Source organism: Marinovum sp. PR37 (genome assembly GCF_028807375.1).
GTDB classification, from domain to species: Bacteria; Pseudomonadota; Alphaproteobacteria; order Rhodobacterales; family Rhodobacteraceae; genus Marinovum; species Marinovum algicola.
The window spans coordinates 23,331-45,477 of record NZ_JARAML010000008.1; the positions used below are offsets into that span (position 1 = coordinate 23,331).

The 22,147-nt window shown below is 64.3% G+C and carries 23 protein-coding genes and 1 tRNA gene; 6 read left to right on the forward strand and 18 right to left on the reverse strand.

The window, feature by feature from the left end; all coding sequences use genetic code 11:
* Positions 1 to 123 precede the first annotated feature (123 nt).
* On the forward strand, positions 124 to 645 hold the full coding sequence (locus tag PVW49_RS08920) for a Hint domain-containing protein (protein ID WP_083415931.1): 522 nt from the start codon (positions 124 to 126) through the stop codon (positions 643 to 645).
* On the opposite strand, the gene PVW49_RS08925 is transcribed toward PVW49_RS08920, so the two are convergent.
* On the reverse strand, positions 642 to 2,237 hold the full coding sequence (locus PVW49_RS08925; protein ID WP_274590395.1) for an NAD(P)H-hydrate dehydratase: 1,596 nt from the start codon (positions 2,235 to 2,237) through the stop codon (positions 642 to 644). The genes PVW49_RS08920 and PVW49_RS08925 overlap by 4 nt on opposite strands.
* Before the next feature lie 167 nt (positions 2,238 to 2,404).
* Between PVW49_RS08925 and PVW49_RS08930 the strand changes: the two genes are divergently transcribed.
* The 3 genes from PVW49_RS08930 (at position 2,405) to PVW49_RS08940 (ending at position 5,254) form a co-directional block, all read left to right on the forward strand.
* Positions 2,405 to 2,743, forward strand: coding sequence for a P-II family nitrogen regulator (locus tag PVW49_RS08930; protein WP_048531347.1), 339 nt, complete (start codon positions 2,405 to 2,407; stop codon positions 2,741 to 2,743).
* 117 nt (positions 2,744 to 2,860) lie between these two features.
* Positions 2,861 to 4,267 (forward strand): type I glutamate--ammonia ligase, encoded by a 1,407-nt coding sequence (gene glnA / locus PVW49_RS08935; RefSeq protein WP_048531345.1) that lies wholly within the window; start codon positions 2,861 to 2,863, stop codon positions 4,265 to 4,267.
* Between the two features lie 171 nt (positions 4,268 to 4,438).
* A complete protein-coding gene (locus PVW49_RS08940) occupies positions 4,439 to 5,254 on the forward strand; it encodes a lytic murein transglycosylase (protein ID WP_274590396.1) in 816 nt (271 codons plus the stop codon).
* A 176-nt stretch (positions 5,255 to 5,430) separates the two neighbouring features.
* On the opposite strand, the gene PVW49_RS08945 is transcribed toward PVW49_RS08940, so the two are convergent.
* The 4 genes from PVW49_RS08945 to PVW49_RS08960 are packed head-to-tail and all read right to left on the reverse strand — an operon-like array spanning position 5,431 to position 9,709.
* Entirely contained in the window at positions 5,431 to 6,639 is a 1,209-nt protein-coding gene (locus PVW49_RS08945; RefSeq protein ID WP_074834906.1) for a beta-ketoacyl-[acyl-carrier-protein] synthase family protein, read from the reverse strand.
* Positions 6,640 to 6,673: 34 nt separating this feature from the next.
* Positions 6,674 to 6,934, reverse strand: a complete 261-nt coding sequence (locus PVW49_RS08950) for an acyl carrier protein (RefSeq protein WP_048531340.1) — start codon at positions 6,932 to 6,934, stop codon at positions 6,674 to 6,676.
* Between the two features lie 35 nt (positions 6,935 to 6,969).
* Positions 6,970 to 8,061 (reverse strand): UDP-3-O-(3-hydroxymyristoyl)glucosamine N-acyltransferase, encoded by a 1,092-nt coding sequence (gene lpxD, locus PVW49_RS08955; RefSeq protein WP_074834907.1) that lies wholly within the window; start codon positions 8,059 to 8,061, stop codon positions 6,970 to 6,972.
* A gap of 31 nt (positions 8,062 to 8,092) precedes the next feature.
* Entirely contained in the window at positions 8,093 to 9,709 is a 1,617-nt protein-coding gene (locus PVW49_RS08960; protein WP_274590397.1) for a L,D-transpeptidase family protein, read from the reverse strand.
* Positions 9,710 to 10,052: 343 nt separating this feature from the next.
* Between PVW49_RS08960 and PVW49_RS08965 the strand changes: the two genes are divergently transcribed.
* Positions 10,053 to 10,622: a YcbK family protein gene (locus tag PVW49_RS08965; protein WP_048531336.1), complete on the forward strand. Its 570-nt coding sequence runs from the start codon at positions 10,053 to 10,055 to the stop codon at positions 10,620 to 10,622.
* A 338-nt stretch (positions 10,623 to 10,960) separates the two neighbouring features.
* The gene (locus PVW49_RS08970) at positions 10,961 to 12,154 is read left to right on the forward strand and encodes a lytic murein transglycosylase (protein ID WP_274563226.1); all 1,194 of its coding nucleotides are present in this window, start codon (positions 10,961 to 10,963) and stop codon (positions 12,152 to 12,154) included.
* A gap of 12 nt (positions 12,155 to 12,166) precedes the next feature.
* Here PVW49_RS08970 and PVW49_RS08975 read toward each other — a convergent pair whose 3' ends face one another.
* From PVW49_RS08975 to PVW49_RS09035, 13 genes are all read right to left on the reverse strand, one after another.
* Positions 12,167 to 12,550 carry a hypothetical protein gene (locus tag PVW49_RS08975; protein WP_338020385.1) on the reverse strand — a complete coding sequence of 128 codons (384 nt, stop codon included), beginning with the start codon at positions 12,548 to 12,550 and terminating at the stop codon, positions 12,167 to 12,169.
* Positions 12,454 to 12,864 carry a cadherin repeat domain-containing protein gene (locus PVW49_RS08980; protein WP_274590399.1) on the reverse strand — a complete coding sequence of 137 codons (411 nt, stop codon included), beginning with the start codon at positions 12,862 to 12,864 and terminating at the stop codon, positions 12,454 to 12,456. The genes PVW49_RS08975 and PVW49_RS08980 overlap by 97 nt, the downstream gene beginning before the upstream one ends.
* A tRNA-Arg gene (locus tag PVW49_RS08985) sits at positions 12,857 to 12,933 on the reverse strand. The genes PVW49_RS08980 and PVW49_RS08985 overlap by 8 nt, the downstream gene beginning before the upstream one ends.
* Positions 12,934 to 12,998: 65 nt before the next feature.
* The gene (locus PVW49_RS08990; protein WP_274590400.1) at positions 12,999 to 14,219 is read right to left on the reverse strand and encodes a cysteine desulfurase; all 1,221 of its coding nucleotides are present in this window, start codon (positions 14,217 to 14,219) and stop codon (positions 12,999 to 13,001) included.
* A complete protein-coding gene (locus PVW49_RS08995; protein WP_048531295.1) occupies positions 14,212 to 14,802 on the reverse strand; it encodes a YIP1 family protein in 591 nt (196 codons plus the stop codon). Before PVW49_RS08995 ends, PVW49_RS08990 begins: the two co-directional genes overlap by 8 nt.
* Positions 14,799 to 15,284, reverse strand: coding sequence for a YIP1 family protein (locus tag PVW49_RS09000; RefSeq protein ID WP_274590401.1), 486 nt, complete (start codon positions 15,282 to 15,284; stop codon positions 14,799 to 14,801). The genes PVW49_RS08995 and PVW49_RS09000 overlap by 4 nt, the downstream gene beginning before the upstream one ends.
* Positions 15,285 to 15,293: 9 nt before the next feature.
* Positions 15,294 to 16,574, reverse strand: a complete 1,281-nt coding sequence (gene sufD / locus PVW49_RS09005) for a Fe-S cluster assembly protein SufD (RefSeq protein WP_274590402.1) — start codon at positions 16,572 to 16,574, stop codon at positions 15,294 to 15,296.
* Complete coding sequence (gene sufC, locus PVW49_RS09010; RefSeq protein WP_048531290.1) at positions 16,574 to 17,329, reverse strand: Fe-S cluster assembly ATPase SufC; 756 nt, start codon at positions 17,327 to 17,329, stop codon at positions 16,574 to 16,576. The genes sufD and sufC overlap by 1 nt, the downstream gene beginning before the upstream one ends.
* A 78-nt stretch (positions 17,330 to 17,407) precedes the next feature.
* A complete protein-coding gene (locus PVW49_RS09015) occupies positions 17,408 to 17,950 on the reverse strand; it encodes a hypothetical protein (protein ID WP_274563171.1) in 543 nt (180 codons plus the stop codon).
* A gap of 99 nt (positions 17,951 to 18,049) precedes the next feature.
* On the reverse strand, positions 18,050 to 18,883 hold the full coding sequence (locus PVW49_RS09020) for an FkbM family methyltransferase (protein ID WP_274590403.1): 834 nt from the start codon (positions 18,881 to 18,883) through the stop codon (positions 18,050 to 18,052).
* A gap of 86 nt (positions 18,884 to 18,969) precedes the next feature.
* Entirely contained in the window at positions 18,970 to 20,490 is a 1,521-nt protein-coding gene (gene sufB, locus PVW49_RS09025) for a Fe-S cluster assembly protein SufB (RefSeq protein ID WP_274563169.1), read from the reverse strand.
* Positions 20,491 to 20,507: 17 nt separating this feature from the next.
* On the reverse strand, positions 20,508 to 21,551 hold the full coding sequence (locus tag PVW49_RS09030; RefSeq protein ID WP_274590404.1) for a cysteine desulfurase family protein: 1,044 nt from the start codon (positions 21,549 to 21,551) through the stop codon (positions 20,508 to 20,510).
* 89 nt (positions 21,552 to 21,640) lie between these two features.
* Positions 21,641 to 22,102: an Rrf2 family transcriptional regulator gene (locus PVW49_RS09035; RefSeq protein WP_048531283.1), complete on the reverse strand. Its 462-nt coding sequence runs from the start codon at positions 22,100 to 22,102 to the stop codon at positions 21,641 to 21,643.
* Between the last annotated feature and the right edge of the window lie 45 nt (positions 22,103 to 22,147).

The window sequence follows — 22,147 nt, forward strand, 5'->3', positions numbered from 1 at the left end:
CTAGCAAAGCTCGAAAGAGGATGCGAGGGGATTTCGGATAGCGGCGCGAAAATATCAGGACATTTACCGGTTCTTGAGATAACCTGTGAAAAAAACAAAACAAGTAGTAGAGCAGGTAAGCCCATGAATCCCAACGTGGTCGGGCGCGCAGGTGAGCAGGTTGCCCAGCCGGACCTTGTCCGGCACCAAGAGCGCGCGAATTCCGAAATCAATGGCCTCATCGCCGGCACCCGGCTGTGGACGCTGGATGGCGAAATGCCGGTGCAATATCTCAGCCCCGGCGACCGCATCATCACCCGCGACACCGGCATGGCGCTGTTGCGCCAGGTCGTGCTGCGCGAGGTTCGCTGCGCCACGGTGCGGATCCGGGCCGGATCTCTGGGCCACACCCGCCCCGACACCGACCTGGTGCTGCCGGCCAGCCAACCGGTGCTGGTGCGCGACTGGCGCGCCGAGGCGCTGTTCGGCGCCAAGGAGGTGCTGGTGCCCGCCGCGCGGCTGGTGGACGGCCAGTTCATCACCCGGGGCGGACATGAAAAACTGCGCCTGATCGAGCTGCATTTCGACGCGCCGCATATCCTTTATGCCGATGGCATCGAAATCGCCTGCGGCACCCGGCAGCCCACAGCCTTGGGTGTGGCCTAGAGCGCGCGCAACACCGCGGGCAGCGCCTCGGGCAGATCCTCGGAAATCAGACCGGGGCCGAAATGCCGGGCGCAGGCAACATGCAGCCAGGCGGCGGTTTGCGCCGCCGGCATCGGGGCCATTCCGCGCGCCAGCAATCCGGTGACAAAGCCCGCCAGCACGTCGCCGGTGCCTGCCGTGGCCAGCCAGGGCGCGGCGCGATCATAGACCCCGGCATTGACCGCGACCCGCCCCTGCGGATCTGCGATCACCGTATCGGGGCCCTTGAACACCACCACACAGCCGGCGCGCCGGGCCGCATCGCGTGCGGCGTCTGCCTTGGAATAGGCCGGGCCCGCGTGCGGTGTATCGCCAAGCCGCGCCGCGAGATCGGGAAAAAGCCGGGCGAATTCGCCGTCATGCGGCGTCAGCACGCAGCGCGTGTGCAGCCGGGCAAACAGTGCCTCGGGATCGTCGCGATAGGCGGTCAGCGCATCGGCATCCAGCACAACGCCGCGCGCCGGCCGGGCGCGCTCTGCGGCCTGATCCAGCGCCACCGGCACCAGCGCCCGCGTCCTGTCGAGCCCCAGCCCCGGCCCGAGGCAGAGCGCGGTGATCCGCCCGTCCTCCAGCAGCGCGGCCAGCGCCGCACCATCCTCCACCCGCGTCATCATCAACCCGGTGATCTGGCCCGCCACTTCCATCTGCGCCGCTCCCGGCACGCCCAGCGTCACCAGCCCGGAGCCGATCCGCAGCGCGCCGCGCGCGGCCAGCCGCGCCGCGCCGGTTTTGCCGAAGCCGCCCGAGATCACCACCGCATGGCCGTGCGAGAACTTGTGCCCGCCACCCTTGGCAAGCGTCTCGGCCGGCGGCGCGTCCACCCGCCGTGCAGGGCCGGGGACCGCCTCCGGTGACGGCGCAAGTCCGATATCCTGCACCACCAGCGCGCCGCATGCCTCAGGCCCCTCGGCCAGCAGATGCCCCAGCCTTGGCCGGTGAAAACTGACCGTGAGATTGGCTCGCACCACGCGGCCCGGCGGATCGTCCCGATCCCGGCCCAGGTAGCGCCCGCTGTCCGAACAGAGCCCGCTGGGCAGATCGACCGCCACCACCTGTGGCGCAGCGGCGGCCTGCCAGTGGCTCAGCACCGCCTGAACGCCCCGCAGGTCGCGGAGCGGCCGGGTCAACCCGGTGCCGAAGAGCGCATCCACCGCCAGCGCGGTTTCGGGATGCGCCTCGAGATACCCGTCGAGCGATGTCTCCTCCAGCGGTCGCACCGCGCCAAGCGCGTGCCAGCGGTCATGGTTGGCGCGGGCATCCGGCGGCAGCTTTGCCGGATCGCCAAAGAGAAAGACCTCGACCGCCCAGCCCCGCGCCAGCAACAGCCGCGCAATGACAAACCCGTCACCGCCATTGTTGCCCGGCCCGCAGAGCACCACCGCCCGCGGCGCGCCTTGCCCGAGCTCGGGCCAGATCCCGGGCCAGGTCTCGAGCACCGCCCTAACCACGCCGGCGCCGGCGCGCTCCATCAACTCCAGCCCGGTCACATCGCCCCGCGCAATCGCCGCCTGTTCGAGCGCGCGCATCTCTGCGCCGGTCAGCAATTCACTCATCGATCACCCCAAGATTCAATTCTGCTTGATTTATGTGCAAACCGCCCGTTCTTTGGGCGCATGGTTTTCGCGACCTGCCAAATCCGCCCCTCCCGAACCCTACACAATTGTAGCCCCCGGTGAGAAGTGGTCTGAGCGGCTCAACACCCTTTGCGAGGAGGCACCACATGAAGAAAATCGAGGCAATCATCAAGCCGTTCAAGCTTGATGAGGTCAAGGAGGCGCTGCAAGACGTTGGCGTCCAGGGCCTCAGCGTGGTCGAGGTCAAGGGCTTCGGACGGCAGAAAGGCCATACCGAGCTGTATCGCGGCGCGGAATATGTGGTGGATTTCCTGCCCAAGGTGAAGATCGAGGTGGTGCTGGACGACGATCAGGTCGACGGCGCGATCGAAGCCATCGTCGAGGCGGCCAAGACCGACAAGATCGGCGACGGCAAGATCTTTGTCACCCCGGTCGAACAGGCGATCCGCATCCGGACCGGCGAGACAGGCTCCGACGCGCTCTGACGCAGAGCCGCCTGCCCCGGGCTTGATCCGGGGCCTCCTGCAAGGCGTGACCACTCATCAGACCCCGGAGCGTCTCCGGGATCACGACACTGAAAAACCAATCAAGGGAATGACCAAATGAGCGCAAAAGACCTGCTCAAGCTGATCAAGGACGAGGACGTCGCCTATGTCGACATCCGCTTTACCGACCCGCGCGGCAAGCTCCAGCACGTGACCGTGATCGAAAGCGAAGTCGACGAGGATTTCCTCGAAGAGGGCTTCATGTTCGACGGCTCCTCCATCGCCGGCTGGAAATCGATCGAAGCCTCCGACATGAAGCTGATGCCCGATTGCGACAGCGCCTATATCGACCCGTTCTATGCCGAAAAGACCGTCTGCGTGCATTGCTCGGTGGTCGAGCCCGACACCAACGAGCCTTACAACCGCGACCCGCGCGGCACCGCCGAAAAGGCCGAGGCCTATCTGAAGTCCTCCGGCATCGGTGACATTTCCTACTGGGGCCCGGAAGCCGAGTTCTTCCTGTTCGACGACGTCCGCTTCTCGAACTCGATCAACAAGGTCTCCTACGAGGTCGACGCGCTCGACGCCTCCTGGAATACCGACACCGAATACGAGATGGGCAACACCGGCCACCGTCCCGGCATCAAGGGCGGCTACTTCCCGGTCAACCCGATCGACGACGGCCAGGACATCCGCTCCGAAATGCTCTCGACCATGAAGCGTCTGGGCATGAAGGTCGACAAGCACCACCACGAAGTGGCGTCGTGCCAGCACGAGCTGGGCCTGATCTTCGGTTCGCTCACCAAGCAGGCGGACGAGCTTCAGAAGTACAAATACGTGATCCACAACGTGGCCCAGGCCTACGGCAAGTCGGCGACCTTCATGCCGAAGCCGATCTATGGCGACAACGGCACCGGCATGCACTGCAACATGTCGATCTGGAAAGACGGCAAGCCGCTGTTTGCCGGCGACAAATACGCCGACCTGAGCCAGGAAGCGCTGTATTTCATCGGCGGCATCCTGAAGCACGCCAAGGCGCTCAATGCCTTCACCAACCCGTCGACCAACAGCTACAAGCGCCTGATCCCGGGCTTCGAGGCGCCCGTTCTGCGCGCCTATTCGGCCCGCAACCGCTCGGGTTGCGTGCGGATCCCGTGGACCGAGAACCCCAAGGCGAAACGTGTCGAAGCGCGCTTCCCCGATCCCTCGGCCAACCCCTACCTGTGCTTTGCCGCGCTGCTGATGGCCGGTCTCGACGGCATCACCAACAAGATCGATCCCGGCGAGGCGATGGACAAGAACCTCTACGACCTGCCGGCCGAAGAGCTCGAAGGCATCCCCACCGTCTGCGGCTCGCTCCGCGAGGCGATGCAAGAGCTGCAAGCCGATATGGACTTCCTGCTGGCCGGTGACGTTTTCACCAAGGACCAGATCGAAGGCTATATCGAGCTCAAGATGGAAGAGATCGAGCTCTATGAGCACACGCCGCACCCGGTCGAGTTCGGCATGTACTACAGCTGCTGAGGCTGCGCCGGGCCGAAGCCCGGCCCGGCACGCAATGCGGAAGGGCGTCCCTCGGGGCGCCCTTTTCGTTTTTCCGGAACGGCGCGATCTGTCTGCCCGAAAATTTCTGGACGCGATCCCCGCGCCCGCTACACTTCATGGCGAGAGATCACTTGCCACAAGGACATTTTCATGCGCCGTTTCACCATTGTTTTTTCAATTGTCGCGGGCCTCGCCGCTCCGGCCGTAGAGGCCGCACAATGCATCACCTCGAAAGGCGCCTTCTCAGGCTACAAGGCCGGGCTGGCGCAAGATGCCCAGGCCAGCGGCGTCGGCCCGCGCGGCATGCAGGCGCTGCAATCGGCGCAGCTCTCCGGCATCACCTGGCGGTTCGAATCCAATCCCTCCAGCCAGAGCGGCACCCTGCAAAGAGACCCCGCAACCTTCCTCGCCAAACGCTCCGGCAGCTCTGCCGATGCCTTCATCCAGCGCACCCGTTCGCGCATGGCCAAAAACCCCAACACCTTTGCCTCGATCGAGCAGCGTTTTGGCGTGCCGGGCAGTGTGCTGGCCACGATCTGGGGGCTGGAGACAAGCTGGGGCGGCTATCTCGGCGAAACCCCGATCGTCGGCGGTGCGGTGACGCTGGCCTCTTACTGCCGCCGGCATCCCCGGTTCGAAAGCCACGCCATCGCGGCGCTGCAACTGGTCGATCGCGGCATCATCACCGCCAACACCCGCGGCGGCCCCTCGGGCGAGTTGGGGCATATGCAGTTCCTCGCCGGCAACTGGCTGCGCTATGGCGTCGACGGCAATGGCGATGGCCGGGCCGATCCCTACAACGCGGTCGATGCGCTGGCCTCGGCGGCCAATATGCTGGCCCGCAACGGCTGGCGCGCCGGCGCGCCCTTTGGCCAGGGCACCGCGAATTTCCGGGTTCTCTCGGCCTGGAACGACAGCGGCAACTACCAGCGCGCCATCGCCTATGCGGCCGAGCGCGCGCAATGATCTGACAGGGCCCACCCCTGCCAGAACGCCGGAAGCCCGGAGGTCTCACCACCCCCGGGCTTCTTCTCTTTCAAAATACGCCACCCCGCGCTCGACAAGGCTCCCGGCCCCGCCCGGCGACACGGCAGCAAAAGCCAGCCCACCGCCAGCCGTCCTCACATGTCAGGTAAAAATGCTCAGAACCGGCGCAGCGCCAGAACGGCGTTCAATCCGCCAAAGGCAAAGGCATTCGACAGCGCCACGTCGACATCGGCCTCACGCGCCTCGTTGGGCACCACGTCGAGCGCACATTCCGGGTCGGGTTCCTCATAGCCGATGGTGGGCGCAATCACCCCGTCGCGCACCGCCATGATGCAGGCCAGAAGCTCGACCGCGCCGGTGCCGCCGATCAGGTGACCGTGCATCGACTTGGTCGAAGAGATCATCAGCTTGTCGGCATGGGCGCCAAAGACATCGGCCACCGCCGCGCTTTCGGTCTTGTCGTTGGCGGCGGTGCCGGTGCCATGGGCGTTGATATAGCCCACTTCGGTCGCATCGACCCGTGCATCGACCAGCGCGCCGCGAATGGCCCGTGCGGCGCCGCTCTTGGACGGCATGACGATGTCCGAGGCATCCGAGGACATGGCAAAGCCCACGACTTCGGCGAGGATGTCGGCGCCGCGCTTGCGGGCGTGCTCCAGCTCTTCGAAAACAAAGACCGCCGCGCCCTCGCCCTGGACCATGCCGTTGCGGTTGGCCGAGAACGGCCGGCAGCCGTCCTTGGACATCACCCGCAGGCCTTCCCAGGCCTTGACGCCGCCAAAGCAGAGCATGGCCTCGGAGCCGCCGGTGACCATTGCCGGCGTCATGCCGCCTTGAACCATCTGGAAGGCAAGGCTCATCGCGTGGTTGCTGGATGCGCAGGCGGTGGACACGGTGAAGGACGGGCCCTTGAGGTTGAACTCCATCGACACATGGCTGGCCGCGGCATTGTTCATCAACTTGGGCACCACGAAGGGATGCACCCGGTTCTTGCCGTCCTCGTAGACCGAGCGGTAGTTTTCATCCAGCGTGTTCATGCCGCCGCCGGAATTGCCCAGGATCACCCCGGCCCGCGCCGCCAGTTCGTCGGTGAACTCCAGCCCCGACTGCGCCATGGCCTCGCGGCCGGCGACAAGCGTGAATTGGGTAAAGCGGTCATAGAGCGAGAGTTGCTGGCGATTGAACCAGGCCTCCGGGTCGAAATCGCGGACCTGTCCGCCGATCTTGATCGCCAGGCGGTCGAGATCGGCGATGTCGAGCGTGCCGATGCCGCAGCGTCCCTCGCGCATGGCCGCCATCGTGTCGGGCACATTCTGCCCCAGCGCATTGACGGTTCCGGCGCCGGTGATGACAACCCGTTTCATGACTTCCTGCCCCGCTCTGTTATCTGCTCAGGGCCTAGCCCTTTTGCTCGGCGATCAGCTTCTTGATGCCGGCAACGATGCTGCCGACCGACGAGATATCGAAATCGCTTTCGGTGGGCTCGTTCGCATTAAACGGGATCGAGATATCGAAGGCCTCTTCTATCGCAAAGATGCTCTCGACCAGCCCGAGACTGTCGATTCCCAGATCCTCGAGCGTATTGTCCATGGAGACATCGGATTTTTCCAGAACGGCCTGTTCCGCAATGATCTCGACAACCTTGTCCTTAACGTCCATCGGATGGTCTCCCCGCCTTGTGATCCTCCGGTGATTTAGTCGCTCTCGCCCTGCTTGGAAACCGCTTTTTTAAGCGCTGCGACATCCCGCATCAACCGGGGCAAGCGGCGGATTGCCTTGTAGCTTTCGGTCTGGACATCCATCTTTGTCGCCGGATACCCGAGCATGACGCGGCCGCTTGGCACGTTCGACAGGATCGTCGTGCCGCCGCCGCTGATCACGTTGTCGCCGATGAAAAGATTGTCGGCGATCCCGGTCTGGCCACCAAAGACGCAGTTGTTGCCGGTCTTGACCGAACCGGCAAAGCCAACGTGACCGCAGATCAGGCAATCCTTGCCGATGATGCAATTGTGGCCAATCTGCACGAGGTTGTCGATCTTGGTGCCGTCGCCGATCACGGTGTCGCGGACGGTGCCCCTGTCGATGCAGGTGTTCGAGCCCACCTCGACATCATTGCCGATGGTCACCCCGCCCAGAGAATGGATCCGGGCCCAGGATTGCGCCTTGGCTTCGCCCTGGTCGCCCAATGTCTCGCGGGCGCGTTCGGCGCCGCTCTTTTCCGGGGTGACAAAGCTGAAGCCGTCAGACCCGATCCGGGCGCCGGACTGCGCCATGAAATGCGCGCCGATGGTGACCCCATGCGCCACGGTTACCTGGGCATGCAGCAGCGCGTCTCCGCCCAGGCGCACCTCGGCCCCGATGTAACATTGCGGTCCGATCACCGACCGGGCGCCGATCACCGCATTTGGTCCGACCATGGCCAGCGGCCCGATGGTCACCCCTTCGCCGATCTCGGCCGAAGGGTCGATCACCGCGGTGGGATGGATGCCCTGAGGATAACGCGCTCCGGGGTCCATCATCTGCGACAGGCCCGCCAGCGCAAAACGCGGTCGTTGGGCAAAGATCGCCGCCTCAAGCCCCAACGCCTGCCAATCGGCGCCGGTCCAGAGCAGCGCGGCACGCGCCCTGCCCTGCGACAGGGTTTCGGCAAATTCGGGTTTCATCGCCAAGGCAAGGTGCTCTGGACCGGCCTCTGCCGGTTCCCGCACGGCCTCGATCGAAATGTCGGTGGCGCCTGCTGCCTCACAGCCGAGCGCCGCCGCAATGTCCTGTACCGTATAGGTCATCCTGCGCCTCGCAATCGTTGCGCAGCCCGGTCTAACCCTGAACCGAGGTCAACGCCACCCCTGCATTCTGAAGCGCGCGATAGACCATCGCATCGCGGCCGTAGATGTCGGCGCGGAACTTGAGCCGGCCTTTGGCATCGGTATAGGCGGTGCGATAGATCAGATGCACCGGCACCGGCTCATCCAGAGGAACGCGGATGTTCTGGCCCGATTGCAGGCGGGTCTGAAAGAAGTCGACAGGGTCGTCGGTCTGCCGCGACAGCAACTCATAGGCAAAGTCGAACGGATCGTTCAGCCGCACACAACCATGCGAGAAGGCCCGCACTTCGTTCGAGAACAGGCTCTTGGCCGGGGTGTCGTGCAGATAGATGTTGTATTTGTTGGGGAACATGAACTTGACCAGTCCCAGCGCGTTCTTGTCCGACGGCGGCTGGCGCAGGTTGAACGGGAAGGTCCGGCCGGAATAGCGGGCAAAGTTGATCGACGAACGCGGGACCACGCGGCCACGGCCGTCGATCACCTGCAAATGCCCCGCGGCATAGGGATTGCGCCGCATCGCCGGCAGATATTCCTCGGAGGCGATCGACCGGGGCACATTCCAGTACGGGTTGATCTCCATGTATTCCATGACGTCCGAGAACTCGGGCGTTTCGCGGTCGGGCGTGTCCTTGCCCACCACCGAGCGGGTCTCGAAGGTGACCTTGTCGTTGTCGATGATCCGCGCCTTGAAATCGGGGATGTTGACCAGCACGTGCCGCGCGCCGCGCGGCCGGTTGAACCAGCGTTCGCGCTCCATCGCCACCAGCACCGATTTCAGCCGTTCCGAGGCTGGCACGTTGATCGCCCGCAGGGTGGCGGCGCCGGCGACGCCGTCGGGCTCCAGCCCCTGATCGACCTGATAGTCCTGAACCGCCTTTTGCAGCGCATTGTCGTAGGTCGCCGAATTGGACCGGTCGAGGTAGCCCATGGCGATCAGCCGGTTGCGCAGCGCGACAACGGCTGCACCGCTGTCGCCGGGGCTGACCTTGTCGGTCTGCACCAGCGCGCCCCAGCCGCCCGAGGCCACCACCCGCTCAAGTTCGAACTTGGCGCGGATCAGGCGGGTATATTCGGCCGAGGTCGGCACGATGGTGCGAAAGAAGGCGTCTGGATCGCCGGAGGCGAAATCGCGCAGATAGGTGATCGGATCGCGCAGCGGCGCCTCGCGCTTGATTCCATTGGTGACCTTTTGCGGGTTCAGCACCCCGGTCTGCATATGGCGCGAGAACAGCACCAGCGTTTCGCTGAGTTCGACCTCGAGCGCACCGAGCGCCCGCTCGCCCTGCACCGAGGCCAGTTTGCCGCGCAGGACGTCGGGATGGTACTTGTCGGCCGGCAGCCCGTAAAGGCTGGCGCGGGAAACCGCCTGCAAGAGTGCGGCGCGACGGGCGCGGTGGATGTCGCTGTCGCCGGTCCAGATCGGCGCGAACCCGGTCTCGCGATAGAACGCGGCGATGTCACGGTCCGCCGAGGCGGATTCCGCCACCGCCTGCTTGAAGGCGGTGACCTGCGCAAACGCGGGCTGAGACGGGAGGCCCAGTATGGCAATCGCCAGGGCCACGCCTCCCATCAGCGATCTGAATCCACTGGCCTTTTGCGACTGCGTCATCCCGTCCCTCCGAAGCTCAATTAATTAAACAAGACAATAATTAGTCTGTCTTATCCCTCTGTCTACTCACATATTCTTAAGTACTGTAACGCACACTTCCGAGACTTTCCCATGAATTGACAGGGGACAAGAATCGGGGGTTTTGTGCGCATTCTTGCCGTGAAGTTTGAATATTGAGCAAGTTTTCGCCCAACTTTTGCGAGACGCCAGCCATGCGGGAATCTCCGGTTGGCGAAAAATCCCCAATGTGGCATACAGACCACGCATCTGGGGATGAGATGGCAGGTTCCGCGTAACATCGCGGGCTGAACTTTTAGAGAGCGACAGACAGGCGCAATACAACATGACAGAACTTCGCGGCAGCGGTATCTCGCGGCGTGGCCTATTGGGCGCGTTCGCGGCAACTTTGGTCACAGCGGCACCGACCTACTCCAACGCAGCAGGCTTCCTTCGCGGCGGCGGCGACATCCGACGCATAAAGATGTATTCGGCCCGGACGGGCGAACGGCTCGACATGATTTATTGGGTCGAGGGCGACTATATCAAGGATGCGGTCGAAGAGGTCCACAAATTCATGCGCGACTGGCGCACCAACGATGTGAAGTACATCGATCTTCGTGCCATCGACATTCTGGCGGCCTCGCACAATCTGCTTGATGTGCCCGAGCCTTACATGCTGCTGTCGGGATACCGCAGCCCGAAAACCAATGCGATGCTGCGCGCGCGCTCCAGCGGCGTTGCCAAGAACTCGCTGCACCTCAAGGGCCAGGCGGCCGACGTGAGCCTCAAGGGCCGTTCGGTCAACCAGATCGCCAAGGCAGCCACCGCCTGTCGCGCAGGCGGCGTCGGCCGGTACTCCAGCTCGAACTTCGTGCACATGGATTGCGGCGCGGTCCGTTCCTGGGGCCGCTAACCTGGCTGCCACGCCCAAGTCTGATTGACGCCGTCCATCTGGGCGGCGTTTTGTTTTTCTCCTCCGGTTTCGTCACACCGGGGCCCTGCCATCAAAGCTGCGCATCCGGGGAGATGGCGCAACAGACCTTGGCAGTCCACAGGCGGACGAACACAATAGAAATCGACAGGGCCGCCTGTCAAATTGTGATCCTGCGCTGCGGCATCACCGTGCTGTGACTGGCAAACCGGGTGATATATCCGCCCTTCCTCGTTACGTTCCATGTCCACAACCCACCAGATATCCGGAGGTTCCCAGTGCGTGCGTTTTTTTTGTCCGTGACCCTCGTTTTCCTGGCCATGACCGCGCAGGCCCAGGACAAGCCGGCCATCGAGCGACAGTTTCAATCCTGGATCCAGTCAGAGATCTGGCCGCGCGCCCGGGCCAAGGGCGTCTCGCGCGCCACCTTTGACGCGGCCTTTTCCGGGGTCACGCTCAACTGGGACCTGCCGGATCTGGTGCCCCCCGGCACCGCGCCCGAGACCCCGAAACGTCAGCGGCAGGCCGAATTCGGCGCGCCGTCGAAGTACTTCAATCGCAACTCCATCGACGGCGCCACCCGCATCGGCAAGCAGATGGCGCAACGCCACGCCACCGCGCTGGCGCAGACCGAGCGGCGCACCGGCGTGCCGGGCCGCATCATCCTTGCCATCTGGGGCCGGGAAAGCGGCTATGGTCGGGTGGCAATCCCGCATAATGTCTTTCGCGTGCTGGGCACCAAGGGTTTCATGTCGACCCGCGCGGAATATTTCAGCGCCGAGTTGATCGCCGCGTTGCAGATCGCCGAAGCCGGTCACGCGCCGGAGAGCGCGATGAAGAGCAGCTGGGCCGGCGCGCTCGGCCAGCCGCAGTTCATGCCTTCGAGCTTTCTGAACTACGCCGCCGACGGCAATGGCGACCGCAAGGCCGACATCTGGCGCTCCGAGGCCGATACCATCGCCTCGATCGGCAATTATCTGGCCGAACACGGCTGGGTTGCCGGCCGCGACTGGGGGTTCGAGGTCATGGTGCCGGATGCGGTCTCCTGCACGCTGGAAGGCCCCGATCAGGGCCGCCCGATCGCCGATTGGGCCGCCATGGGCATCACCCGGGTCTCGGGCCGGCCCTTCCCGGCGCATGAGCTGCCCGGCGAAGGTTATCTGATGATGCCCGCCGGGCGGCATGGGCCGGCGTTCGTGGTGACGCCGAACTTCTACGTGCTCAAGGATTACAACACCTCCGACCTCTATGCGCTCTTTGTCGGCCATGTCGGCGACCGCATTCGTTTCAACGTCGGCGATTTCCGCCAGGCTTGGGGCCGGGTCGACAGGCTGTTCCGCTCCGACATCGCCGCCGCGCAGCGCTCGCTCGAGGCGATGGGCCATGACGTCGGCGGCGCCGATGGTCTGCCCGGTTACAAGACGCGCCGCTCGATCGGCCGCTGGCAGGAGGCCCGTGGGCGGCAAGCGACCTGCTTTCCCGACACGGGCAATATCGCGGCGTTGGGGGGCTGATGGCCCCTGCCTTCAGGCGATAAAGATGTTGTCCGCCATGTCGTCAAAGTGCGTCAGGTTCGAGAAAGTTATGGTTTCGCTTCCGAAATCCGGAACAGCCACGCCGCTGCTTGTGTCGGCGAACATGGCGATCACCTCTGCCCCGGTCGTGGCCGGGCCAAGCAGCGCCACGCTGACGACAATGGCGTCCTGGAAATGTCCGAAATCGGAAATCGTGTCGTTGCCGCGCCCCGGTACAAAGAGGAATGCGTCGGCCAGGGTGCCTCCGCGCAGGTCGTCGTCGCCGGAACCGCCCTCGATCACGTCGCGCCCCTGATTGCCGTGGATCCTGTCATTGCCATCCCCACCCCGGCATAGATACTCTCCCGGTTCACGTCGGTTACGTTGACGGTGAATGTCTGGCCGCTCTGCGCCGCATCGCCGGTTTCCGTGGCCGTGATTGCGACATCGATGCTGCTTTCCTGCTCGAAGTCGATATTCGTGCCCGCCAGGAGGAACAATTCGAATTGCCCGAGGGTAGCGGTCGCCCGCACCCCGAACCGGGGATCATCGACAGCCAGGCTGAAGGCGTCACCCTCGGGGTTTGACAGCGTAAAGGTGCCAAGAACGATTTGGTTCGCGAACCAGCCTTCGACCAGCGTGTCAGTCGGACCCGCAAGCGACGGCCAACACTCGGAGAAAAACGGATTTTTCAGGGAAGTTTGGCGCACCTGAAAGGATTCGAACCTTTGGCCTCTGCCTTCGGAGGGCAGCGCTCTATCCAGCTGAGCTACAGGTGCGTGCAGGGCCCTCTATACTCAGAGTACGCGGGCGCTGCAATTGCAAATCGGCGTAAAATCGCGCCTCAGGCAAAGAGATCGTGCGCCAGCTCCAGCGCGTCGATCAGCGCGTCGACCTCGGCCTCGGTGTTGTACATGCCGAACGAGGCCCGGCAGGTCGCCGTCACGCCCAGATGATCCATCAGCGGGCCGGCGCAATGGTGGCCGGCGCGCACCGCGACGCCTTTCTTGTCGAGAATGGTCGAGATGTCATGCGCATGCGCCGCGCCGTCGAGGGTGAAGGAAAAGATCGCCCCCTTGCCCGCCGCCTTGCCCTGGATCTGAAGCCAGTTCAGCCCGTCCAGCCGGCCGCGCGCATATTGGGTCAGCGCCGCTTCATGGGCGGCGATATTGTCCATGCCGTGGCCCATCATGTACTCCAGCGCCGCGCCAAGCCCGATGATCGCCACGATCGACGGAGTGCCGGCCTCGAACTTCATCGGCGGGTCGTTGTAGAGGATGCCGTCGCGATGCACCTCCTTGATCATGTCGCCGCCGCCCATGAAGGGGCGCATCTCGGCCATGCGCGCCTTCTTCATGAAGATCGCGCCGGAACCGGAGGGGCCATAGAGCTTGTGGCCGGTGATGGCATAGAAGTCGCAGCCCAGCGCATCGACATCGACAGGCCCGTGCACTGCCGCCTGGCTGCCGTCGATCAGCGTGGCGATGCCGCGCTCGCGGGCGGCGGCGCAGATCGGCGCCACATCGACCCGCGTGCCAAGCACATTGGACATATGGGTCACCGCCACCAGCCTGGTTTTCGGCCCCATGGCGTCGATCACCTTTTGCGGGTCGAGCGATCCGTCGGCCTCGATCTCGACCCATTTGATCACCACTCCCTGGCGCTCGCGCAGGAAATGCCAGGGCACGATATTGGCATGGTGTTCCATCACCGAAAGGATGATCTCGTCGCCGGCCTCCAGCCGGGGCATCGCCCAGCCGTAGGCCACGGTGTTGATGCCCTCGGTGGTGCCGGTGTTGAGCACGATCTCGTCTTCGTCGGCCACGTTTAGAAAGCGCGCGATGGTGCCGCGCACGGCCTCGTATTTCTCGGTGGCGAGGTTCGACAGGTAATGCAGGCCCCGGTGCACATTGGCGTATTCCATCGAATAGGCTTGGGTCACCGCGTCGATCACGACCTTCGGTTTCTGCGCCGAGGCGCCATTGTCGAGATAGACCAGCGGCTTGCCATTGATCTCGCGTCCGAGGATCGGAAAGTCGGCCCGGATTGCGGCCACGTCATACATATGCGGATACTCCCACGGTGCTGGCCCCGATCAGCGAGAGCATCAGGACCAGGCCCAGAACGATGCCGATCCCCGCCAGCGCGATCACGCCCAAGGCCTTGAGCGGCGACCCGAAGCGGTGCGCCACATCGATGAAATTCACGAAGATCCAGAGGCCATAGAGGTTCACGGCCATCAGGAGGATGAGCGCCAGTCCCGGCGCCACCAGGGTCAGCACGGTGGCGACCAGTTGCACCGCGAGCCGCAGCGCCTGAAGCCAGACGATGAGCACCAGCACATCGCCAAGCCCGCCCTCGCCGCCCAGCCAGTTGCCGGTAAAGGTGATGGCAAAGACTGTCACCACCGCGCCGCAGCCCAGCGTCAGGGCGAACATGAAAGGCGTCGCCATCATTGGCGGCAGCGGCGCGCTGGGCGGTGCCGCCAGGATGCCGAGGTGGAAGGCCAGCGCATTGAGCACGATCACCAGCACCAGCGCCTGCCAGAGCACCGGGCGCGGCAGATCGAGTACGATCAGCCGCGCCGCCGCCACGCGCGGCGCCACCAGCGTTTCGGTCACAAGATCGCGCCAGCCGGTCCGGGTCATGTCTCTGGCCTTTCCGCTGCGCGCAGCCCGCCGATCCAGAACCACAGGAAGACGAGAAAGCTGATGAACTCCACCGCCTTGGGGCCCGGCCCGGCGCCGATGAACCCGGCCAGAAGACCGTTGAGCAGGATCAGCGGCGAAGCCGCCAAAAGCGCCCAGAAGAGCGCCAGACGCGCGCCGAAAAAGCTGCCCCGCCCGCCCAGGGCGCGAGCCAGAAGATGGCTGAGCGCCGCCAGACCGTAGAAGATCAGCGGCGCGATCATCACCCAGGCCAGCAGCGCGCCGCCCAGAAGCGGGTTAAGCTCCTGCCCGTCGAAATGCGCCTGGCGCGCCAGCGGCGGCCATTGCGACACAAAGACCAGAAGGCAGCCTGCCATGAGAATGGCCAGCGCCCGGTCCTCGCGCTGGCCGCGCGCCAGCAGCCGGCGCATCACTTCGCCGGGGCCGCGATAGGTGGCGACGATGTCCTGTGTGATAGCCATGGCGTCGTGTCAGTCCCGATGGCGGATGAGCCATCCCTCGATCCGGGCGGTGATCTCTTCGGCCAGCGCCTCGTTCTCGATCTCCTGCACCGCTTCGGCCAGAAAGGCCAGCGTCAGCAAGTTGACCGCCTGCGGCTCCGGCACGCCGCGCGAGCGCAGATAGAACAGCGCCTCCTCGTCGATCGCGCCGGAGGTGGAGCCATGCGAACAGGCCACGTCATCGGCATAGATCTCGAGCTCGGGCTTGGCCAGGAACTGGCTGTCCTCGTCGAGCAGCAGCGACTGGCTGATCTGGTAGCCATCGGTCTTCTGCGCGCCGGCCTTGACCAGGATCTTGCCCTGAAAGACGCCGGTGGCGCCGTTGCGGAGCACCTTCTTGAAGACCTGACGGCTTTCGCAGTTCACCGCGTCATGGGTCACGAAGACGGTGTCGTCGTGGTGAAAGTCACCGTCGCCGACACAGGCCCCGGCGACATGCGCCACCGCGTCGTCACCGGTGAGCTCGATCACGCATTCATTGCGGGTCAGCACGCCGTTGGCGGTCAGGGTAAAGCTCTTGAACACCGATTCCGCGCCAAGACGGGCAAAGACATGCGTCACCGCCTGGCGCTCGTGGTCGCGGCCCTGGGTGCGGATGTGGTGCAGCCTGGCGCCATCGGCGACGTCGATCTCCATCACCTTGTTGAACCGCGCCGCCGCCGGGCCGTTCTCGAGAATGGTCACCTCGGCGCCGGCATCGACCTTGACCACATGGTGCAGCATCGCATCCGAGGTTTCGGACTTGTGCTCGTAGCAGATCGAGATCGGCTTGGACGGGGTGCCGGTCACGTGGATCAGCAGGCCGTCGGTGGCAAAGGCGGTGTTGAGCGCCGCCAGCGGGCGCTGCACCGGCACCTGGCCATTGGCCTCGAGCGTGCCGTAAAGCCCCTTGGCCCAGTGCAGATCGCTTCTGGTTTCGGCCAGGCGCTCGATCGTCACGCCTTCGAGCGCCAGATCGTCCGAAGCCTCGGCATCGAAGACCCCGTCGACAAAGACCAGATTGAGCCGCTCGACCTCGTCAAAGACCGGCGCTTCCTTGGGATCAAAGAGCGCGGCGCGCGGCGCCTCGGGCTGGGTCAGCGTGTCGGGGCGGGTGAATTTCCAGTATTCGTCGCGCCGTCCGGGCAGGCCCATTTCGCGCAACCGGCCCAGCGCGGACTGCCGCGCCGCATCCGACCAGCCACCTAGGGGCAGGTCGAGCGCCGCGATCCGCGCCTCGGTGGCATCCTGTTTGATTTGCGGAAGTGCCATTACGCCACCTCCTCCACCAGATGGGCATAGCCGCGCTCTTCGACCTCGAGCGCCAGGTCGGGCCCGCCGGTCTTGATGATGCGGCCGTTCGACATGATGTGCACCACGTCGGGTTTGATGTGGTCCAGCAAACGCTGGTAGTGGGTGATGACCAGGAAGCCCCGGCCCTCGTCGCGCAGCGCGTTGACGCCATCGGCCACCAGTTTCATCGCATCGACGTCAAGCCCCGAGTCGGTCTCGTCGAGGATGCACATCTTGGGTGCGAGCATCGCCATTTGCAGGATTTCGTTGCGCTTTTTCTCACCGCCCGAAAAGCCGACGTTGACCGGACGCTTCAGCATCTCGGCGTCGATCTTGAGATCCTTGGCCTTGGCCCGGATCAGCTTGAGGAATTCGGTGGCGTTGAGCTCTTCCTCGCCGCGCGCCTTGCGCTGCGCGTTGAGCGCGGTGCGCAGAAAGGTCATGTTGCCGACGCCGGGGATTTCCACCGGGTACTGGAACGCCAGAAACAGGCCCGCCGCGGCGCGCTCTTCCGGCTCCATGTCGAGCAGGTCATTGCCCTCCAGCGTCGCTTCGCCGTCGGTCACCTCATAGCCGTCGCGGCCCGAGAGAACGTAAGAGAGCGTCGATTTGCCAGAGCCGTTGGGGCCCATGATGGCATGCACCTTGCCGGCTTCGACCGTCAGGTCGACACCTTTGAGGATCTGCTTGTCCTCTTCTTCAAGTTTGACGTGCAGGTTCTTGATTTCCAGCATTTTTCTACCTCGTGTAAACGCGTGAAGGCAGCGCCGCCCCTTGGGGCTGCGCCGCGCTGATTTCGGATTTTTCGATTGTCAGGAAAGCGGAATGCTCACGCCGCGAAACAGGATCGATCCGGGTTCGCTCGCGGCGCGGGTGGCCTCGACCCACTCGGCCGAAAAGGCCATCGCAAAGACATCCGGCGCCATGTGCACCAGATTGTGCATCGTGGCCATGGCCACCGCGACGCCGGCAATCCTGACCGCCATGTGCCGTTTCGACGGGGCGGCAAAGACCAGCGAGACCGTCGCCAGCACCGCCATCGCGCCGACGCCATCCAGCAGCATGCGGATGTCGCCGGTCATCTTGGAATCGGGCAGGCCGAACAGGTGATACCCGCCCAATTGCGACAGCACGAACGCCAGCAGGCCCAGCACAAAGCCGAAAAGGCCCGAGGTCGACGCCGTCCGACCGGTCTCCGGCGCGGCGCGCTTTTGCATCCGCCGGGCGCTCTTGTGGGTGATCCAGCAGGTCCCACTGCCGTCCGAGACCCCCGGTTGCGGCACCTGGCTCACCTGTCCGGAATTGATCCGGGAAATCCGGGCCTGAAAGCTCGCCTGCCCCTGCGTGCCGATCATGTCTGCTGCCTCTTGCGTCTTTTGTTTCTGCAACAGTTCGCGCAGGAAGGCGGCAGAAATGCGTCGGCATTGGCTTCAATGTGAGATAAATCACAGACATCACACCTCACCTTGCGTCAGCACATCGGCCGATTCGGCCGGTGCCTCGGCCTTGGGGGCGCTTGCGGCATAGGCTTCGGTGAGCCGATCCAGATCGCCGGCATCGCAGATCAGGTGGTTCTTGTTCAGCCGATAGCGCTGATGGGTCGCGAACAGGGCATAGCCCTGCGCCGTGACCCAGGCCAGAAAGTCCGCTTCGACGGCGTTGTCGACCTCGACCATCATCACCGGCCGCGCCCGTTCCAGCACGCCGCTCAGCCCGGCCAGAACCTGCATTTCCATGCCTTCGACGTCGATCTTGATGAAATCCGGCGTCACACCCTCGAGCAGCGCGTCGCCGCGATGCACCTCGAGTTCACCCTGCCCCTCAAGCATCTTGGCGCCGCCAAGGTTGCGGTCTCGGTCCTGCATGGCAAAGCCGCCGCCCTGCGCATCCGACACGCCAACCCCCAATTTCGAGAGATCGACCGTGTCGCGCAAGCCATTGACCAGCACGTTGCTCACCAGAAGCTCGAAAGCCTTGGGATTGGGCTCGAAGGGGATCACCCGCGACGCCCCCAGAAACAGCGCGGCAAACAGCGTGTGATTGCCGACATTGGCACCGATATCGATAAAGACGCCGCCTTGGGGGAAAACCGACGCCAGCCGAGACAGCTCGCTCATCTCATAGAACTGCCCGCGCCGATGATTGCGCTGCACCGGGTCGTTCTTCATGTTGACGCAAAAGGTCACCGCCCGCTCCAGCACCCATGCCTGCACGATCTGAAGCTTCACGCTCTCGACCGGACGGCCGAGGCGCAGACGCTTCTGGATACGTTTGATACGTGGGATCATCTCTGGTCGCCTGTGTTTGCGGGCGCGCGCGCCCTCTGCCTTCTGCCGTGGCATCGGTGGGCCAGAGGGCCCACCCCTGCCTCGTCTCAGCCGACAGAGCCTTCGAGCGAGATCGCCACCAGCTGCTGCGCCTCGAGCGCGAATTCCATCGGCAGCGCCTGAAGCACTTCCTTGGCAAAGCCGTTCACGATCAGCGCCACCGCTTCCTCTTCGTCCATTCCGCGCTGACGGCAATAGAACATCTGGTCGTCATCGACCTTCGAGGTTGTGGCCTCGTGCTCGACCCGCGAGGAATTGTTCTTCACCTCGATGTAGGGCACCGTATGTGCGCCGCATTTGTCGCCGATCAGCAGGCTGTCGCACTGGGTGTAATTGCGGCTGTTCTTGGCCTTCGGATGCATGCTGACCAGCCCACGATAGGTGTTCTGTGCGAAACCGGCGCTGATCCCCTTCGACACGATGCGCGAGCGGGTGTTCTTGCCCAGGTGCACCATCTTGGTGCCGGTATCGGCCTGTTGGTAGTTGTTGGTGATGGCGATCGAATAGAACTCGCCCTGGCTGTCATCGCCGCGCAGGATGCAAGAGGGATATTTCCAGGTCACGGCAGAGCCGGTCTCGACCTGGGTCCACATGCATTTCGCCCGGTCGCCCCGGCAATCGGCGCGCTTGGTGACAAAGTTGTAGATCCCGCCCTTGCCGTTCTCATCCCCGGGGAACCAGTTCTGAACGGTGGAATATTTCACCTCGGCATCTTCCTCGACGATGATTTCCACCACCGCGGCATGCAGCTGCGAGGTGTCGCGCTGCGGCGCGGTGCAGCCTTCGAGGTAGGAGACGTAAGAGCCCTTGTCGGCAATGATCAGCGTCCGCTCGAACTGGCCGGTGTTCTCGGCGTTGATGCGGAAATAGGTGCTGAGCTCCATCGGGCAGCGCACGCCCGGCGGCACATAGACAAAGGAGCCGTCGGAGAAAACCGCGCTGTTCAGCGTGGCGTAGAAATTGTCGCTGACCGGCACCACGGAGCCCAGGTATTTCTTGACCAGCTCGGGATGTTCGCGGATCGCCTCGGAGATCGAACAGAAGATCACGCCGGCCTTCTTGAGCTCTTTCTGGAAGGTCGTGCCGACCGAAACCGAATCGAACACCGCATCCACGGCCACCTTGCGGCCCTCGGCCGGGGCCTCCTCGGCACCTTCGACACCGGCCAGGATCATCTGTTCCTTCAGCGGAATGCCCAGCTTCTCATAGGTCGCCAGCAGTGCCGGATCGACCTCGTCGAGCGATTTGGGCTTTTCCGTCATGCTCTTGGGACGGGCATAGTAATATTGGTTCTGGAAGTCGATCTCGGGGTAATCGACCATCGCCCAGTCCGGCTCCTTCTTGGTCAGCCAGCGTTCATAGGCCGCCAGCCGCCATTCGGTCATCCATTCCGGCTCTTCGTTCTTTTCCGAGATCAGCCGCACGATATCGGGGGTCAGCCCCTTGGGCGCATATTCCGTCTCGATCTCGGTTTCCCAGCCATATTTGTAGGTGCTGACCTCGCGAACCGCATCCACGGTCTCCTGGTCGACGCCTTCTTTGACCTGGGTCTGGTCAAGAGCTGCCATGATATCTACCTCCGGTGTCACGCCGCGCGGGCGCGATGCTTTTCATATGCTCTGCACCACGCTTCGGCAAAGCGCAGCACGTCGTCTTCCGTGTTCGAAGGGCCAAGGCTCACCCGGATCGCACAGGCGGCCTCTTGCTCTCCATATCCCATCGCGCGCAGCACGCGGCTGGATTTGACCTTGCCGCTGGAACAGGCCGAACCGGCGCTGATCGCGAAGCCGGCCAAATCCATCGCCATGACCTGCGTCTCGCCCTTCCAGCCCGGTGCGATCATGCAAAGGGTATTGGGCAGGCGCGACGTCGATTTCCCGACTAAAATAATCTCTTTTTCCCGAGCCTCAATGGCTTTTTCTAGAATATTTCTAAGTTCCGCCACCCGCTCCCAGGTGCCATCGGCCAGATCGCGCGCCGCCTGTTCCGCGGCGGCGCCGAAACCGGCGATGCCGATCAGGTTCTCGGTGCCCGACCGGCGGCCCATCTCCTGGCCGCCGCCCCGGATCTGCGCCGCAACATCCAGCCCGCGCTGCAACACCAGCGCCCCCACGCCTTTCGGCCCGCCCAGCTTGTGCGCCGAGATCAGCGCCATCTGCGCCCCCGACCAGGCAAAGGAAAACGACACCTTGCCAAAGGCCTGCACCGCATCGGTCAGCGCCAGCCCCGCCGGCAGGTCTTGCAGGATGCCGGTCTCGCTGTTGGCCACCTGAAGCGCGGTTGCGGCGGGGTCCGCCACCGTCACCCGGCCCGCCGCATCCACCGGCAGCGCACCCTCGCTCCAGGCGCCGACACAATCATGCTCGATCGCCGCCGAGGCCAGCCTGCGGCCCGCCAGCGCCAACCCGGCCGCCTCGGTGGCGCCGGAGGTAAAGACGATATCCGCCTCGCCGGCACCAAGCGCCTCGGCGACCTGCCGCCGGGCGGTCTCGATCAGACCCTTGGCGCGGCGACCCTCGGAATGCACCGACGACGGGTTGCCCACCACCTCCATGGCGGCCAGCATCGCCGCGCGCGCGGCCGCACCGAGCGGCGCCGTGGCATTGTGATCGAGATAGACCCTAGGCACGCGCCGGCCCCTTCTTCTCTTTGCAAATACGCCGGGGGTCCGGGGGCAGAGCCCCCGAAACACGCGCCGCATGCCGCCCCGAACGACGCTCAGCCATCATCGACCACCGCGAACAATCCCGGCACCGCCGGACAGGGCGCCAGCTCGTTGCCGACGATATCCGACAGCCGGGTCTGGTGCAGAAACACATAGACATGCGCCGAAAGACCCTCCCAGAGCCGGTTGGACAGCGATTGCGCCCGGCTGCCCGAGAGCCCGCCGCTGGCGCCGGCCCCCTTGTGCATCGCATCCACCGTCTCGTCCACCGCCCCGAGGATATCGACAACCCTGATCTCGGTGGTCGGCCGGGCCAGACGGTAGCCGCCGCCGGGGCCGCGCACCGAGGCGACAAGCTCGGCCCGGCGCAATTTGACAAAGAGCTGCTCGAGATAGGGCAGCGAAATATCCTGCCGCTGCGAGATCTCCCCCAACGTCACCAGGCGCCCCTCGGGCTGGAGTGCGATATCGACCAGCGCCACCATTGCATAGCGCCCCTTGGTACTCAGCTTCATTCGGTTCTCCCCAGGACGCCCGCCAGGCCAGTTGACCTCAGTAAC